The following is a 16,277-nucleotide window of genomic DNA, read 5'->3' as shown; positions in this document are numbered from 1 at the left end:
CCCGACATAGAGCGGATCACTTGTTGGGCAGGGGCCCGATCACCATGACCATCTGGCGGCCTTCCATCTTGGGGAAGTTCTCAACCCGGCCGATGTCTTTGGTATCCGCAGCAACGCGCTCCAAAAGCTCACGACCCAGGTTCTGGTGCGCCATCTCACGGCCACGGAACCGTAGGGTGACCTTCACCTTGTCGCCATTTTCGAGAAACTTGAAGACGTTACGCATCTTCACATCGTAGTCGTTCGTATCCGTATTGGGACGGAACTTTACCTCTTTGATCTCGATGATCTTCTGTTTCTTGCGGGCTTCGCTCTCGCGCTTTTGCTGTTCATATTTGAACTTGCCGAAATCCATGATCTTGCACACGGGCGGCTTGGCATTGGGCGAAATTTCGACAAGGTCGAGCCCAGCTTCATCGGCCATTTCCATGGCACGCTGAGGCGTCACAACGCCGACGTTTTCGCCGTCCGCCCCGATCAGGCGGATTTCATTGGAGCGGATCTTGTCGTTGACGCGCGGGCCGGTGTCACGTTGGGGCGGCGCGTTATGAGGTCTGCGAGCGATGGTGATGGTCCTTTGATTGTTACCTAATTCGAGAATGCAAGGTAAACCCGCAGGGGGGCATCTTCAAGCCGCAAAATCGCGCTATGCGTGGGCTTTGCGGCGATTTACCCTTGATCTGGGGCGAATGTGGCGCAATTGACGGCTATGCGGCCCCGGGGGTAATCTCTAACGTCGCGGGGCGTAGATTAAGGGGAATGGAATGAAGAATCTGGTCTGGTTGGTCGTGGCGGCGTTGATTGCGCTGGCGGGCTATATGCTTTTCACCGGCAAAGGGCCGCAGGAAGTGGCCATCGAAGCCTCTGAGGCGATCAATGCGCCAGAGGTGGCCGAGGATGTGACCAACGCCGCCGAAGACGCGGCAGAGGCGATCACCGACACGGTCGACGCCGCCGGAGAGGCGATCAGCGACGCCGTGGATGATGCGACGGACAGCGCCAATGATGCGGCCGAGCCTGCGGCGCAGAACTAATCAAGCGATCCCGCGAGGGTGGCAAAAAACAAGGCCGCGCCCGGGGTTCCGGGCGCGGCCTTTGCTTTGGTGCAGTCCGCTTGGCAGGTTATTCGGCGGCGGGCTTCATCTGGAACCCTTCCTTGACCTGATCGGCAGGGGTAACCGGGTAGTCGCCCGAGAAGCAGGCGTCGCAATACTGCGGGCACTCGGCCTTGCGGCCTTCGGCTTCGCCCACCGCGCGGTACAGACCGTCGAGCGAGATGAACTTGAGGCTGTCGACCTGTAGGTGATCGCGCATCTCATCCTCGGACATGGTCGCCGCCAGCAGCTTTTCGCGCTGCGGGGTGTCGACGCCGTAGAAACAAGGCCAAGCCGTGGGCGGGGAGGCGATGCGGAAGTGAACCTCGGCGGCGCCAGCGTCGAGGATCATCTCTTTGATCTTGCGCGAGGTCGTGCCGCGCACCACGGAGTCGTCGACCAAGATCACCCGCTTGCCCTTGATAAGCGCACGGTTGACGTTGAGCTTGAGACGCACACCCATGTTGCGGATCTGCTCTGTCGGCTCGATGAAGGTCCGGCCCATATATTGGTTGCGGATGATGCCCATCGCGTAGGGAATGCCGGATTCAAGACTGAAACCAATCGCTGCCGGGGTGCCACTGTCGGGCACGGGGCAGACGAGATCGGCGTCAACCGGGCTTTCCTTGGCCAGTTCACGGCCAATATTCTCGCGTGTTTCATAGACCGAGCGACCGCCGAGGATGCTGTCGGGGCGGCTGAAATACACGTGCTCAAAAATGCAGAAACGCGAGGCGACGCGCCGGAAGGGGAAGTGGCTTTCGACGCCTTTCTCAGTGATCACGACCATCTCGCCCGGCTCGATCTCGCGCACGAATTCGGCGCCGATGATGTCAAGCGCGCAGGTTTCAGAGCTCAGCGCCCAGCCATCGCCGACACGGCCCAGAACCAGCGGGCGAACCCCCAGCGGATCGCGCACGCCAATCAACTTGGTGCGCGTCATTGCCACGACAGAAAAGGCCCCTTCGACCCGGCGCAGGGCATCTTCCATGCGTTCGGGGATGTTGCGCTGCAACGACCGCGCCATCAGGTGAATGATGCACTCACTGTCCGAGGAAGACTGAAAGATCGAACCGCGCTCGATCAACTCGCGGCGCAGCGCGTTGGCATTGGTGATGTTGCCGTTATGCGCAATTGCGGCACCGCCCATGGCAAACTCGCCAAAGAAAGGCTGCACATCGCGGATCGCGGTGGGGCCTTTGTTGCCGGACGTGGAATAGCGCACATGGCCGATGGACAATTCGCCGGGCAGGGTCTGCATGATATCCTGCGAGGTGAAGTTATCACGGACATAGCCAAAGCGGCGGGCCGATTGGAAACCAGCTTCGGGATCATAGCTGACGATGCCGCCTGCTTCTTGTCCGCGGTGCTGGAGGGCGTGGAGGCCAAGGGCCACGAAAGTGGCGGCATCAGCAACGCCAACCACGCCGAAAACGCCGCATTCCTCCTTCAGTTTATCCTCATCTCCGCTGTCGCGCAGGTAGGATGTGTCAAAGGGATGGGCGGGTGGCATGAGCTTGGACAACGGGGCAACTCCGAATCCGGGTGGGGTCGGTGCCTATGTAGGGGCTTCGCACCCGACTGTCACCCCGCATGTCGCCCGCGAGGAGCGACAGGCGCGATAAAGCGTGCCAAGGGGTCGAGAACTGGGCAGCGGGTGCACCTGCCAGTCTCGGATATGCCAAACGCAAAACAGGCGGCCCGTTGTTCTGGCCGCCTGTCTAAAACGATAGTGTTAAAAGTTTGTGAAGGCTTTAGGCGCTACATTTCCCGACGAGCGCCTCATAACGGTTGGTGATCCAACCAAGCGCTTCTTGCGGGTCTTTTTCTTCGATCTGGCCGGTAAAGCGCGAGAATACAGCAGCGGAGCGGCTGTTTTCGACCATTGTCGTGCGCTCACCCGTGATCACGGTGTCGTAAACGAAGAAGGCAATCGCCACCAAAAGCACGCCGCGCACGACGCCGAAAATAAAACCAAGCCCTTGATCAAGGCCGCCCAGCATCGAACGATGCACCAACGAAGAGAACAGCGGGGTGAAAAGTGAGACCACGATCAACGCGGCGGCAAAGACCAATGCGAATGCACCGATCACCGACAATTCGCAACTGTCGGCAAGGAATTCGCCAACATAGGGCAGCTCACGCACCAGCGGCTCAACCTGCGGCGCAAAGAGAAAGGCCAGTACTGCCGCTGCAATCCAGCCGACAATCGCCATCAGCTCGCGCACCAGCCCGCGGCCATAGGCCAGCAGTGCCGATAGCACGATGACCACCGCGACCACCCCGTCAATAATGGTAAAACCGTCCATGCGCGTTCTCGCCCTCGTCTAACGGGGGATCAGCCCGCCCCGAAAATTTCGCCAACAAATCCGGTCAGATCGCTCATCGTATTCAGCGCAATTCCGGTCGCACCCACGGCTTTCCCGCCGCGCGGTGCAATAGCGCTCGTAAAACCAAGTTTTTGCGCCTCTTTCAACCTGTTTTCCGTCTGGCTGGCGGGGCGCAGCGCACCGGACAGGCTGATTTCCCCGAAAACAACGGTTTCGGCGGGCAGGGCCGCGTCTTCTCGGGCCGAAAGGATCGCGGCTGCCACGGCCAGATCGGCGGCAGGCTCTGAGATTTTCATGCCGCCGGCCACATTGAGATAGACATCCAGCCCCGCAAAAGGAATCCCGCAGCGCGCCTCCAACACCGCGAGGATCATCGCCAAGCGGCCCGAATCCCACCCCACCACGGTGCGGCGCGCTTGGGAATGGGGCGAGGGGGCAACGAGCGCCTGAAGCTCGACCAAGACAGGGCGCGTGCCTTCGATGCCCGCAAAGACCACCGACCCGGGGGAGGGTTGGCCGCGCTCCGACAAAAACAACGCCGAGGGGTTTAGGACCTCAGACAGACCGCCGCCCGTCATCTCGAACACGCCGATTTCATCCGCCGGGCCAAAACGGTTTTTGACCGCGCGCAGGATGCGGAATTGGTGGCCCCGTTCGCCTTCGAAATAAAGCACGGTGTCGACCATATGCTCCACCACCCGCGGGCCTGCGATCTGGCCTTCTTTGGTGACGTGGCCAACGAGGATCACGGCAACCCCGCGCCGTTTGGCGAAACTGGTCAACTCATGCGCCGCGGCGCGCACCTGACTGACCGAGCCCGGCGCGCTTTCAACGTTATCGGCCCACATGGTTTGAATGGAATCGATGATGGCAAGCTGTGGCCGTTCGGCTTCCAGTGTGGTGAGGATATCGCGCAGATTGGTTTCCGCGGCCAGTTTGACCGGCGCTTCGGAAAGGCCCAGCCGTTGGGCGCGCATGCGGACCTGCGCGCTGGCTTCCTCTCCACTGACGTAAATCGTCTTTAGACCCGAATTCGCAAAATGCGCGGCAGCTTGAAGCAGAAGGGTAGATTTGCCGATGCCCGGATCGCCGCCAACAAGGATCGCCGAGGCGGGCACCAAGCCGCCGCCCAGAACGCGGTCCAACTCGGCAATACCGGATTGCGCGCGCGGTGGCGGGGTTTCTTGGGTGGCAAGGTCGGTGAGTTCAATGGCAGAGCCGCGCCGTGCGCCCAAGGATTTGCTGGGCGGGCCTGCGGAGATGCCCTTGTCTTCGACGATCGAATTCCAAGCGCCACAGGCGTCACAGCGCCCGGACCATTTGGAATGTTTTGCGCCGCATTCGGTGCAAGAAAAACTTGAGGAGGTTTTAGCCATGGGCCCTTTTCGCGCAGGTGCCGGATGGCGTCAAAGGAAAAGCATCCGGCCCTTGGGTGATGATCCCGGGGGGGAACCCAATGGGCCGGATGCTGCCGCCGGTGCTATTCGGCAGCTTTGGGAGGCAGATCGATCACGATATTGTCGAGCGATGTCGGCTCCGGCTGGCGCTCGGGGGCTTCAGTCTGCACCACACGCTCAAGGCCAAGTTCCGGCATGATCTCACGCATCTCGTCACGCAAGCGCTCAAGCTGGGCCACGGCGACGCTCTCTTCGAGTTCGACCTCGTGCAGCCAATGTTTCATCTCTGTCGAGATGGCTTTGGCCTGATCCAGACGGCTGTTGAACAACTCGACCTCTTCTTGGCGCTGTTTCAAGAAGCTGCGTGCACGGGCCAGTTTCTCATCCGAGTAAACTTCGGCCAGATCGCGGGCCACGTGGCTCATCTGTGCGGCCATTTCCAGCACAGCGGGTTCCAGCGTGCTGAGGTCGGGGTGATCGCGCAGATAGGCCAGACGTTCGCGCACCGAATCAAATTCCGAACTCATCTGAAAGGTTTCCGCACGGTCGGCGGCGTGCACGGCGCCATAGGCGCGGGCCACGTCCTGCATGCCAACATTGAACTGGCGGTGCGAGGTTTCAAGCTGCATGACGCGACGGTTGGTGGGCAGGAAAAAACACAGGCCCACGGCAAGAGCGGTCAAGGTTAGCTGGGCGTACATCCCGGCGTTTTCAACAGGCTCACCGCCATATCGAAGGTCAAGGCTGATCCAATCCCAAAGGCCGATCCCGGCCATGATGCTGGCTACGGTGAGGGCAAGGGCCGCGAGGGCAAAGACCACAACGGCAAGCCTTTGAAAGGCGAATTGGATGAGGTAGGCGAATGAACGAAGCTGGGACATACTTTCTCCCCCCTGGAAGAGCTACTAAGCAAGTTTCTGCCGACCAACGCCTCTTTATCCTTCTTGGTTCCCATTCAGTGCGGAATTATGCTGAGGATTTAACGCAGTTTTGCCGACATTATGGCACAACCTCAGGTTTTTCGTAAACTTTTTGCAGTGATTGGGGGGATTTATCGCGTGAAAGGCCGAGACGGGCGGGGATAGACCTGTGGGAAAATAGCCACGCTAAACGGCGCCGCCTTGGTGCCCAGCCAATAAGAGATGGGGGAAAATCGCCGATCTATTCGGCGTAGGTCCGCGCGTATCTCGCCCCGAGCGAGGTGAGCATTTCGTAGCCGATCGTCCCGGCCCAATCCGCCAGATCATCGACACCCTGCTTTGGCCCCAGCAATTGCAAAGTCGCGGGGACTTCATCCAACGTAGAGACATCCACCGTGATCAGATCCATCGACACGCGCCCGACAATCGGCAGCGAAATGCCGTCATGTTGGAATGAGGCCGCGCCGACTGCATTTCCCATGGCGCGCTGGAGCCCGTCGGCGTAGCCCGCAGCGACGGTGGCGAGCTTCACCGTGCTCTCTGCCGTCCATGTGTTGCCATATCCCACAGTCTCTCCCGGGGTGACGTTGCGGGTTTGGATCACCGGCACATCGAGGGTGACCACAGGCCGCGCATCGGTGAAGGGCCGCCCGCCATAAAGGCCAATCCCGGGCCGCGTCACATCGAAGTGATAATCGGAGCCCAGCAGGATGCCCCCCGTGGCAGAGAGCGAGCGGGGCACGTCGATCCCTTGGGTCATCTCGTGAAAGCTGCGCAGCTGCGCGTCGTTCATCTCGTGTCCCGGTTCGTCTGAGCAGGCCAGATGCGACATGATCAGCGAGGGGTTCTGGCTGAGTGCGATGTCGCGCAGGGCCGCCCATTCCGCAGGCTCCATCCCCAGCCGGTTCATGCCGCTGTCGAGTTGGATGCCAAAGCCATGGCCGGGCAGGGTCTCAAGCTGGCGCAAAAGCTGCTCGGTCGAGTTGACCATCGGCGTCAAGGCGGCACCGGCAATTGCCTCGGCGTCGCCTGCCATGTGGCCGGAAAAGACGTTGATCACCGGGCCTTCGCCCAAAGCCTGCCGCAGTGCTACGCCTTCTTCGGCCAAGGCCACAAAGAACTGCCGCGCGCCAGCCTCGGCCAAGGCTGTCGCCACGCGGGCTGCGCCCAACCCATAACAGTCGGCTTTGACGACCGCGCCGGTCTCGGCCTCCGTCATGCGGTCAAGGGCGCGCCAGTTGTCGGCGATGGCTTGCAGGTCGATGGTCAGGGTTGCTTTGCTCATGCGCGGATGTGGGCCAGAATGCGGGGGGAGGTCAAGCGGCCAAGCGCACCTAACGTCATGCGCGACAGGGGCGAGGGGGATTTGTTACACTTTTGCCTACCGGATGCGCAGGATGGGGAGGTCAGGCGGATGTCACGGATCAGGATCATGTTTGGCCACGCGGGGGTAATGCTCATGGCGCTGGCCTGTGTGGTTGCCGTTGGCGCGATGCTCTGGGGGGCGCCGCTGTGGTGCTGGGCGCTGGTGCCGCTGGGGATCGCGGCGCAGATGCTCAATGAATACAACCTGCACCGGCATGTCTTTCACCTTGATCCGCCGAAACGGCAATGGGCCTTTGATCTGCTCTACCGCGCGCATTACGGGCACCATGATTTTCCCACCAATCACGGGCTGTTCTTTGTGCCGCTTTGGGTCGCTTTGCCGATGCTGGTGGGGAATTTTCTTTTGGTTTGGAGCTTTGCGGCGCTGCTGGGGTTTGAAGCGGCTGTTTGGATCGCCACGGCAATTGTGCCCCTTGGCGGGGTACTGACCTTTCTGGGCTATGAGTGGTTCCACATGACGGCGCATCTGACGGTCCCCAAAACGGCGGTCGAGCGACATGTCACGCGGCTGCACAACCAGCATCATTTCCGCGACTTCAACAAGTGGTTCCATGTCAGCCCCGGCGGAGAGATTATCGACCGCGCCATGGGCACGGATATCGACACCGAAGCCTTGAAACAGCAGCAGCGCATCGCCTTTATCCGCACCTTGGGCATGAAACCCGATGACCCAAGGCTGTTGGCCGCCCGCGCTAAATTCGCCGGGAAACATGGGCTTTCCGAGGTCGAAGTGGCCCGCGCCGCGCGGGGGTGAATGTGAAACTTCCGTAACGTCACGGGTAGGGCGCTTGCTTGCCTCCGCAACGCAGGTAGGCTCGGGCCTATCCAAGGGAGGACGAACCATGCATAGACATATGACCACCACGGCCCTGCTTGCCGCCAGCCTTACCGCAGGGGCGGCGCAGGCGGAGAATCGGATCGACCGACAATTGCCGAACGCGCCCGAGCTCGCGGCCTATGGCGACCACGCGGTGGGCGTGCGCACGCTTGAGATGGTCAACCCCGATCAGATCGACATACTCGCCATCGACCCGGCCGCCGATAAGCCCGATGAGATGCCGCGCTATGACCGGCCTTTGACCGTTGAGATGTATTACCCTGCCGCCGAGGGCGCGCAGGGCGAAACCGCCTTCAAAGCCTATCTGCGCGACGGCACCACCGAGGTCACGTTGCAGGGACAGGCGATGCGCGATGTCGATCCGGCCTCGGGCGAGACCTTTCCGCTGGTCCTGATCAGCCACGGCTATCCGGGCAACCGCTATCTGCTGTCGCATCTGGCCGAGAACCTCGCCTCCAAGGGCTATGTCGTGGCCTCCATCGACCACACCGACAGCACCTACCGCACGCAGGCGGCCTTTGGCTCGACGCTGGTGAACCGCTCGCTGGACCAACTCTTTGTGCTGGAGCAGATGGCGCAAAAAGCCGCGGAGGGTGGCGATTTTGCAGGGCTTTATGACGCCGAGAACACCGGGTTGATCGGCTATTCCATGGGCGGCTATGGCGCGATTATCACCGCAGGCGGCGGCGTGACCGAGGCTTCTGTAGGCTACACATGGGGTGGGCCGCATGGCACATTGGGCATTCATCAGGCCGGGTCAGACACCCACGACGCGCTGCCTGATCCGCGCATCAAGACGGCCGTGGCCTTTGGCCCTTGGGGCATGAACCGGGGCTTTTGGGATGCCGAAGGTCTGGCGGGTGTGCAGATCCCGATGCTCTTTATCGCCGGATCGCAGGATGACACATCGCTTTACGAAGACGGCATTCGCGCCATCTGGCAAAACACCTCAAACGTCGACCGTGCGCTGCTGACCTATATGAACGCAGGCCATAACGCCGGCGCGCCGATGCCCGCGCCCACGGAGTCCTATTACTTCAGCGAGGACAAAGGGTTCAACATTTCAGAACATTACACCGATGCGGTTTGGGACACGGCGCGGATGAACAATATCGCCCAGCATTTCGTGACCGCATGGATGGATAGCCATCTGAAGAATGATGCCGAGAAGGGGGGCTACCTTGATCTGGTAGAGGATTCCAACGCTGGCGTCTGGTCTGTCGAAGACGACGGGACCAAAAAGGACGACCACAGCTATTGGAAGGGTTTCGCCCAAGGCAGCGCCAAGGGGCTGATGTATGAGACCCGCGCAGCGGGAGAGTGACAAAACGAACGCCCGGGGGGAGTGTTCCCCCCTCCCGGGCGGTAGGGTTCAAGGTTTGATGTAGGTGTAGCCCATCTGTTGCAGGCGCGACAGTTCCGCCACGCCGGAGGGCACGATGTCTTCCTCCCACACATCATAGAGATCATCCTCATAGCTGATCTCGCGGCCGCGCAGGGTGTTGTTGCAGACGTGAAAGCTGACGTTCTGCCCTTTGAGCGATGATACGGTTGTCTGCATCTTGTCGTTGCCCTTGGCATCGGCCAAGAGGCTCAGCCCATTGCCATGCAGCACGACCTTCACGTCGATATTCTCGGCCCCGACGGCATTGATGTGGTTCTGAATGTTGCGCATGGCCCCCAGATGCGCTTTGGAGCCTTCGCCGCCGTTATAGTTGATGTGATAGACGACTTTCTGCTTGCCGAAACGCTCGGTCTCTTCGGCGTGGAGCGCGAAGGCAAAGCTGGTGGCGAGCATCAGACAGATCGCGCGGATGATATTGGTCATTTGGTCCTCCCAAGGTGAGTGACGGTACTGGCGCGATGCGCAGAACCGCCCATCTAGCCTAACGGCAATGGGGGGCAATCCAAATCATTTATTCAAGACTGTGAATTCGATGGGGATGGGCGCGATCGGCTGAGGGTCACCGCCCGCAAAAAGCGATGCCTTCAGCCGAGGAGGATCAAAATTCCTGTTCGTCGCCGCCACCCTGCTGCCAAGGCTGCACAAGGTTGCCAAAACGGGTAAACCGGCCCTCAAAGCTGAGGTCCACCGTGCCGATCGGCCCGTGACGCTGCTTGCCGATGACCACCTCGGCGCGGCCGTGCAGGCGCTCCATCTCTTCTTGCCAGACCGCCATTTTGTCGAGCTCATGATCGCCCGGTTTTTCGCGTTCTTTGTAGTATTCCTCGCGGTAGACGAACATCACCACATCGGCGTCCTGCTCGATCGAGCCCGATTCACGCAGGTCCGACAGCTGGGGGCGTTTATCGTCGCGGCTTTCCACCTGACGAGAAAGCTGGGACAGGGCGATCACCGGAATGTCGAGTTCCTTGGCGATGGCCTTGAGACCCATGGTGATTTCCGAAATCTCGTTCACCCGGTTTTCGGATTTGCCGGTGCCGCGCACCAGCTGCAGGTAGTCGATTATCAATACATCAAGCCCGTGCGTCCGCTTGAGGCGCCGCGCGCGGGCGGCAAGCTGGCTGATCGGCAGGGCGGGCGTGTCGTCGATGAACAGCGGGCAGGCTTCCAATGCCTTGGCGGCATCGACGAAGCGGCGGAACTCTGTCTCGGTCATGTCGCCCGAACGGATCTGTTGGCTGGGGATCTCGGCGGCTTCCGACAGGATCCGCGCGGCAAGCTGTTCGGCGCTCATCTCAAGGCTGTAGAAGCCCACCACGCCGCCGTCGACCGCGCCTTCGGTGCCGTCGGGCTTCATCCCGCGTTTGTAGGCTTTGGCCACGTTGAAGGCGATGTTGGTCGCAAGCGAGGTTTTCCCCATCGACGGACGGCCCGCAAGGATCAGAAGGTCAGAGCGGTGCAGACCGCCCAGTTTCTTGTCCATGTCGATCAGCCCGGTGGAGACGCCTGAAAGACCCCCGTCGCGCTGGTAGGCGGCATTGGCCACGTTGACCGCATCTGTCACGGCCTTGAGAAAAGACTGGAAACCGCTTTCGACCTGACCCTGTTCGGCCAGCTTGTAGAGTTCTTGCTCGGCCTCGACGATCTGCTCGCGCGGCTCGGAGGCGACATCGACCTGCGCGGCCTTAGCAGAAATGTCGCGGCCAAGTTGGATCAGGTCGCGGCGTACGGCGAGGTCATAGATCATCTGCGCGTAGTCGCGCACCGCAAAAGCGCTGATCGCAGCCCCCGCAAGACGGGCGAGATAGGCCGGGCCGCCGAGTTCTTTCAGCCCCTCATCGTCCTCCATAAAGGCTTTGAGCGTGACCGGAGAGGCGAGGTTGTTCTTGGCGATCCGCTGGGAGGCGATGTCGAAGATGCGCGCGTGGACTGGCTCGTAGAAATGCTTGGGGCCAATGACAGAGGCCACGCGGTCATATACGTCGTTGTTGGTGAGGATCGCGCCCAGCAACTGCTGCTCGGCCTCGATCGAATGCGGCATCGATTCCGGTGCCTGCACGGCCAATTGGTTCGCGTTCAGCGATGTAATTTCGTTCATGACCTCACCCATTTCTACCCAGATGGTCGTCATAGCCAGTGGGGTCGTCCGGCGCAAATTGTATCTTTTGTGGATATCTTTATCAACAAAAAGGCCCCACCACATTTTGCCTTGTGGTGGGGCTTTGGGTCAACATCTTGCGGAAAAACGCTTATCTTTTGCGGGATTCCTGCCACTCACGCGGGGCGTTCAAGAAGGCTTCGACTTCTGTCAGCGTGGCCGTATCGAAGGCGTTTTGGGCGCGGGCTTCAGCCAGTACATCCCACCAAGTACAAAGCGCGTGGAGCGTAACGCCATGGTCGCCAAGGGTCTTTTCAGTCTGCGGGAAAATGCCGTAGTGAAAGATCACTGCCGTGTGGGCGCAAGTCGCCCCGGTTTCCCGAATCGCGTCGACAAAGCTGAGCTTTGAGCCGCCATCCGTGGTCAGATCCTCAACCAGCAGCACGCGCTGGCCTTCGGTCATGTCACCTTCGATCCGCGCGTTGCGACCGTAGCCTTTGGGCTTTTTGCGGACATAGGTCATCGGCAGCGCCATACGCTCGGCGACCATCGCGGCGAAAGGGATGCCCGCCGTCTCGCCACCGGCGATGTTGTCAAAGGCCTCAAACCCCGCGTTGCGCATCACGGTGACGGTCAAGAAATCCATCAGCGTCGAACGGATGCGCGGGTGGGAGATCAGCTTGCGGCAGTCGATGTAAGTCGGGCTGGGCAGGCCGGAGGCCAGCGTGAAGGGGTCATCCGCGTTGAAATGCACCGCGCCGATCTCCAGCAACATGCGCGCGGTTAGGCGGGCCATTTCTTCGGGGCTGGGGTGGCTGGTGGGGATCATGGCAGGCGTCCTTGGCTGGGGAGAGGTCGGATCGGTATTTAAGAAAGGATGAAGATTAGGTGGTCCAGTGCAGATCGAAGCCGGGGTCGAAGACCGTGACCGGGCCGTCGGGGGTGTCGATGCTGGCTGGGTGTGTCGGTGTTTCGCGGCGCAGGGTGATCTGCGTTTCGTTTGGCGACAGGCTGTAGAAGGCGGGACCGTTGAGCGAGGTGAAGGCTTCGAGCTTGTCGAGGGCGCCGTCCTCTTCGAAAACCTGTGCGAGGATCGACATTGTGTTGGGCGCGGTGAAGCAGCCGGCGCAGCCGCAGGGCTGCAGCTTGGCGCCATCGGTATGGGGCGCGCTGTCGGTGCCGAGGAAGAAGCGCGGATCGCCAGAGGTGGCCGCTTGGCGCAGGGCGCGGCGGTGGGTCTCGCGTTTGGCCACGGGCAGGCAGTAGTAATGCGGGCGGATGCCGCCAGCGAGGATGTGGTTGCGGTTGATCACGAGGTGATGCGTGGTGATCGTGGCCGCAAGGCCGCTGTCGTTGCTGCGCACGTAGTCGGCCGCATCTGCGGTGGTGATATGTTCCATGATCACGCGCAGCGCAGGATGCGCGCGGCGAATTGGGTCGAGCACGCGGTCGATGAAGACGGCCTCGCGGTCGAAGATGTCGATCTCGCTGTCGGTGACCTCGCCGTGGGTGCAAAGCGGCAGGCCGATTTCGGCCATTCGGTCGAGTACCGGGGCGACATTGTCGAAGTTGGACACGCCGCTGGCGGAGTTGGTGGTAGCGCCCGCAGGGTAGAGTTTGACCGCGTGGATCAGTCCATCCGCATGCGCGCGGGCTACATCGTCTGGGTCTGTGTCCTCGGTCAGGTAGAGGGTCATCAGCGGGGTGAAATCCGCGCCTTCGGGCAGGGCCGCCATGATGCGGTCGCGGTAGGCGGCGGCTTGTGCGCCGGTGACCACCGGGGGCACGAGATTTGGCATGATGATGGCGCGGGCAAAGTCGCGGGCGCTATGGGGCAACACGGCGCGCAGCATGTCGCCGTCGCGCAGGTGCAGGTGCCAGTCGTCGGGACGGCGGATCGTGAAGCTTTGTGTCATGGCCGCGGGGCTAGCACAGAGCGGGGGCGCGCGCCAGATTGAAAACCTATCCGGTGGCGGTCGCCACCTCTGTCACGGCGGCTTCTCGGCGGGCGCGAATGCGTTCAAGGCGGCGGGCAAAGCGTGGGGCGCTCATCCGCGCGCTGACATTGGCGCAGACCGCTTCGAGCAGTCTCTCGCGGCCTTGGGCGTTGACCGCTTGGCTGAGGTTGCGCAGGTAGGGCAGGTAGTCGCGTCGCGCGCGGAAGAGGGCGGCGAAACGGGCCGCATCCAGCGTGCCGTCGGCGGCGGCTTGCAGCAGCGGGTCAAGCTGGTCGATCTCCAGCAGGTCGGTTTGCAGCGCATCGCCCATGAAGGGCATGCGCAGTTTGGTGACATTGGCGCGGGTAAATAGCGCGGCATGCATCGCGTCGAGTTTTTCTCGCGGGTCGTAGAGCACAAAGACCCGTTCTGCGGCGTCAAGCATATCGGGCGCATAACCATAGCGGGAAGTGAAATCGAGGATCCGCATATCGGTGAAACGGTCGTCCCAATCGGTGATGCGCGGGTTCAGCGTGGCCTGTGGTTGGATCGCTACGACTGCCGCACCGGGGGAGGCGACGGAGTAGGCGGCGGCGGCATAGGCGCAGGGGCCAGCGCCGTAGAACAACACTTGATCAAATTCATCAAAGAATCCGTCGTCGATTAACCTGTCGAAATAGGCATAGACCTCTTCGGCGCGGAACCACGTGTCGCCATCGCTGGCAAGGCAGAGATGCGACCAGTCGTGATTGCGAACCATGTCCCAGCCCAAGGGCTGCGCCTTGTCGGAAAGGGCGTGCATGCCTTGATAGGTCTCAAACGTGACCAGCAGGGTGGTCTCACGCTCAATGAAGGCAGAGAAATGGCGTTTGCCCAAGGATTGGAAATATCCATCCTCTTCGGCCACGGCCTCTATTGCGCGCAGCCAGTCGCGTTTGGGCATATCGGCCAGTGAGCTATCGATCGTGGGCGTCTCGCGCGGCATCGGGCATCCTCGGGCTTATCAGGGCGGGGCAGAACCGCCGTTTCAGCAGGGTATAGCCGGATAATAGGGCGAAAATGCGGAAAATCCGTGAGAAATTGAAGAGAATGTGACGGTTTTCCGGGGGCGGTGTGGTGGCAGTGCGCTATTGGGAGGGCTCGGCGGCTTGGGCGCGCCTTGCATAGTCCAGCATAATACGCGCCGCTTTGGCGGTGACCGGACGGCTTGGCGGGGCCATCAGCAGGCGTCCGAACAGGGCGCGAAATGGCTCTTGGGCCATTAGCGCGTCGAACCGGGTACGGCGCCAAGCGACGGCCGTTTCGTGCAGGGCAGCGAGGGTCGTGTCGGCCTTGAGGGCGGCGAGTTCGCGGGCCCGCGCCGGGGCGCTGGCGCTGATGGTTGTGTCGGTCTCGGTGTTGAAATTCCGCTCTACCCAATAGTCCAGCCCCAGCATGTCTGCGCGGTGCACCGCGCGCCCGCGGTCGGCTTTGAGCACATAGGATTCCATCGCGCCCAAGGGGTAGTGATTGATCTGGGCCAGCCCATAGTTCTGCCGACCGTAGGTTGAAAAAATGCGCCGCGTCTTGAAGAGATCGGGCAGGGCGCGGCCATGGCCGTCAAACCAGCGGGATTGGTCCAGCCGTGCGGGGTTGGGGCCACGGGGGCGGTGCACGCCCGGTTGCGCATAGGTGCCATCGTTGCGGTAGAGGGTTTTGAACATGGCAGCCCGCCATGGCCAGTGCATCACCGCAGGGGCGCAGCGGGTAAAGCCTTCGGTCACCGGGCGGTCTTCGTAGCGGACCTGATCTCCGCTGCCGAAAACCCGCCATGTAAGAGTGATCGCCGTGGCCTCGGGCAGGGCGGCGTGCAGCGCGGAGAGGCTGTGATCGCCGACATGGATGTTTACAAATTCATCGACATCAAGGGGCAGGATCCAATCGGCCTGCTGCACGATCTCTAGTTCGGCAGCGGCCTTCAGCGCGGTGAACTGAATGCCGCCTTTCTCATAGGGGCCGTCGTTGCGGATGTGGGTGACACCGCCGAGCGCTTGCAGCCGGTCAAGCATGTCATCGGTGCCGTCGTCGCAATCGTTGGAAAAAACCAGCACATGATCGAAGCCGATGGCGCGGTGATGGGCAAGCCACTCCAGCAAGAATGCGCCTTCGTTGCGCACACAAAGGATCGCGAGGTGGGAGACCTTACCATTCACGGCGGAAGGCCACGACTTTGTTATGCGAGCCCCGGTGGTAATAGGCCATGCCCGCCTGCATGAAGGCGCTGAACACCTTGTTGACCCCCTCGGGGCCGATCCATTGTGGGTGCAACTCGATGATGGCGGCGCGCAGAGTGTCGAGCGGCAGCGACGGGATCAGGTCGACCTCAGCGCCTTCAATGTCGCAGATCAGAACGCTGGGGGCGATGTCGGCGAAAACCTCAGCCGCGCTCAGCACGTCGATTTGATGGGTCTCGGGCGGGGCTTCGCCTTCGAAACGGGTCATGGAGGAGGACAGGATCTGGTCGCGTACGTGGAAATCGACCTTGCCGGGCGCGGGGCCTAGGATGGCATTGGTGACATGGGCATTGCTCAACCCATTGGCCGCGTGGACCCGGCGGATGTAGGGGATGAGGTTGGGGTTCGCTTCAAAGGAATGAACTGAGGCGACTTTGCGTTTGCTGGCCACCAGTGTCGACATATAGCCGACCCCGCCGCCCAGTTCGATCACTCGGTCGCCCTCGCGGCATACGCGCAGGGCGGCTTCGCTCTCTTTCGCCTCATAAGCATTTTGGCGCAGCAGTTTGCGGACCCGCCCGCGCAGGATCGTGGGCTCATCGGGGAACTTCATGCCGCGGGAAAGGATATAATTTGGGTCAGGCGGGGTGTCGGTCACG

The 16,277-nt window shown here is 61.3% G+C and carries 16 protein-coding genes; 3 read left to right on the top strand and 13 right to left on the bottom strand.

What is annotated here, in order from left to right; translation table 11 throughout:
* Window positions 1-16: 16 nt before the first annotated feature.
* Entirely contained in the window at window positions 17-478 is a 462-nt protein-coding gene (gene infC / locus A3722_RS09285; protein ID WP_236627379.1) for a translation initiation factor IF-3, read from the bottom strand.
* Window positions 479-764: 286 nt separating this feature from the next.
* Here infC and A3722_RS09280 point away from each other — a divergent pair, with 286 nt between their 5' ends.
* A complete protein-coding gene (locus A3722_RS09280; protein ID WP_067629134.1) occupies window positions 765-1,034 on the top strand; it encodes a hypothetical protein in 270 nt (89 codons plus the stop codon).
* An 88-nt stretch (window positions 1,035-1,122) separates the two neighbouring features.
* Here the strand turns inward: A3722_RS09280 and purF are convergent, their stop codons facing one another.
* From purF to alr, 5 genes are all read right to left on the bottom strand, one after another.
* Window positions 1,123-2,607, bottom strand: coding sequence for an amidophosphoribosyltransferase (gene purF, locus A3722_RS09275; RefSeq protein ID WP_067629132.1), 1,485 nt, complete (start codon window positions 2,605-2,607; stop codon window positions 1,123-1,125).
* A gap of 241 nt (window positions 2,608-2,848) precedes the next feature.
* Window positions 2,849-3,403 carry a CvpA family protein gene (locus A3722_RS09270; protein WP_067629130.1) on the bottom strand — a complete coding sequence of 185 codons (555 nt, stop codon included), beginning with the start codon at window positions 3,401-3,403 and terminating at the stop codon, window positions 2,849-2,851.
* Window positions 3,404-3,432: 29 nt separating this feature from the next.
* A complete protein-coding gene (gene radA / locus A3722_RS09265) occupies window positions 3,433-4,800 on the bottom strand; it encodes a DNA repair protein RadA (RefSeq protein WP_067629128.1) in 1,368 nt (455 codons plus the stop codon).
* A 104-nt stretch (window positions 4,801-4,904) separates the two neighbouring features.
* Window positions 4,905-5,702 (bottom strand): DNA repair protein, encoded by a 798-nt coding sequence (locus A3722_RS09260; RefSeq protein WP_067629125.1) that lies wholly within the window; start codon window positions 5,700-5,702, stop codon window positions 4,905-4,907.
* 280 nt (window positions 5,703-5,982) lie between these two features.
* Window positions 5,983-7,026 (bottom strand): alanine racemase, encoded by a 1,044-nt coding sequence (alr, locus tag A3722_RS09255; protein WP_067629123.1) that lies wholly within the window; start codon window positions 7,024-7,026, stop codon window positions 5,983-5,985.
* Between the two features lie 129 nt (window positions 7,027-7,155).
* Between alr and A3722_RS09250 the strand changes: the two genes are divergently transcribed.
* On the top strand, window positions 7,156-7,881 hold the full coding sequence (locus tag A3722_RS09250; protein WP_067629121.1) for a sterol desaturase family protein: 726 nt from the start codon (window positions 7,156-7,158) through the stop codon (window positions 7,879-7,881).
* 100 nt (window positions 7,882-7,981) lie between these two features.
* On the top strand, window positions 7,982-9,289 hold the full coding sequence (locus A3722_RS09245; RefSeq protein WP_067629118.1) for an alpha/beta hydrolase family protein: 1,308 nt from the start codon (window positions 7,982-7,984) through the stop codon (window positions 9,287-9,289).
* A 48-nt stretch (window positions 9,290-9,337) separates the two neighbouring features.
* Here the strand turns inward: A3722_RS09245 and A3722_RS09240 are convergent, their stop codons facing one another.
* The 7 genes from A3722_RS09240 to A3722_RS09210 form a co-directional block, all read right to left on the bottom strand.
* Window positions 9,338-9,793 carry a DsrE family protein gene (locus A3722_RS09240; protein ID WP_067629116.1) on the bottom strand — a complete coding sequence of 152 codons (456 nt, stop codon included), beginning with the start codon at window positions 9,791-9,793 and terminating at the stop codon, window positions 9,338-9,340.
* 175 nt (window positions 9,794-9,968) lie between these two features.
* Window positions 9,969-11,468: a replicative DNA helicase gene (locus A3722_RS09235; RefSeq protein WP_067629172.1), complete on the bottom strand. Its 1,500-nt coding sequence runs from the start codon at window positions 11,466-11,468 to the stop codon at window positions 9,969-9,971.
* A gap of 151 nt (window positions 11,469-11,619) precedes the next feature.
* On the bottom strand, window positions 11,620-12,297 hold the full coding sequence (locus A3722_RS09230) for an orotate phosphoribosyltransferase (RefSeq protein WP_067629114.1): 678 nt from the start codon (window positions 12,295-12,297) through the stop codon (window positions 11,620-11,622).
* A 55-nt stretch (window positions 12,298-12,352) separates the two neighbouring features.
* Complete coding sequence (pyrC, locus tag A3722_RS09225) at window positions 12,353-13,384, bottom strand: dihydroorotase (RefSeq protein ID WP_067629112.1); 1,032 nt, start codon at window positions 13,382-13,384, stop codon at window positions 12,353-12,355.
* 46 nt (window positions 13,385-13,430) lie between these two features.
* Window positions 13,431-14,390, bottom strand: a complete 960-nt coding sequence (locus A3722_RS09220; protein WP_067629110.1) for a phosphoadenosine phosphosulfate reductase — start codon at window positions 14,388-14,390, stop codon at window positions 13,431-13,433.
* Between the two features lie 142 nt (window positions 14,391-14,532).
* Window positions 14,533-15,597, bottom strand: coding sequence for a glycosyltransferase family 2 protein (locus A3722_RS09215; RefSeq protein ID WP_067629108.1), 1,065 nt, complete (start codon window positions 15,595-15,597; stop codon window positions 14,533-14,535).
* Entirely contained in the window at window positions 15,587-16,276 is a 690-nt protein-coding gene (locus A3722_RS09210; RefSeq protein ID WP_082849427.1) for an FkbM family methyltransferase, read from the bottom strand. Before A3722_RS09210 ends, A3722_RS09215 begins: the two co-directional genes overlap by 11 nt.
* Window position 16,277: the final 1 nt, after the last annotated feature.

The organism is Sulfitobacter sp. HI0027, assembly GCF_001634775.1.
Classification (GTDB): Bacteria; Pseudomonadota; Alphaproteobacteria; order Rhodobacterales; family Rhodobacteraceae; genus Sulfitobacter.
Note: the sequence above shows the minus strand (reverse complement) of the source record. Positions and strands in the feature narration are given on the sequence as shown.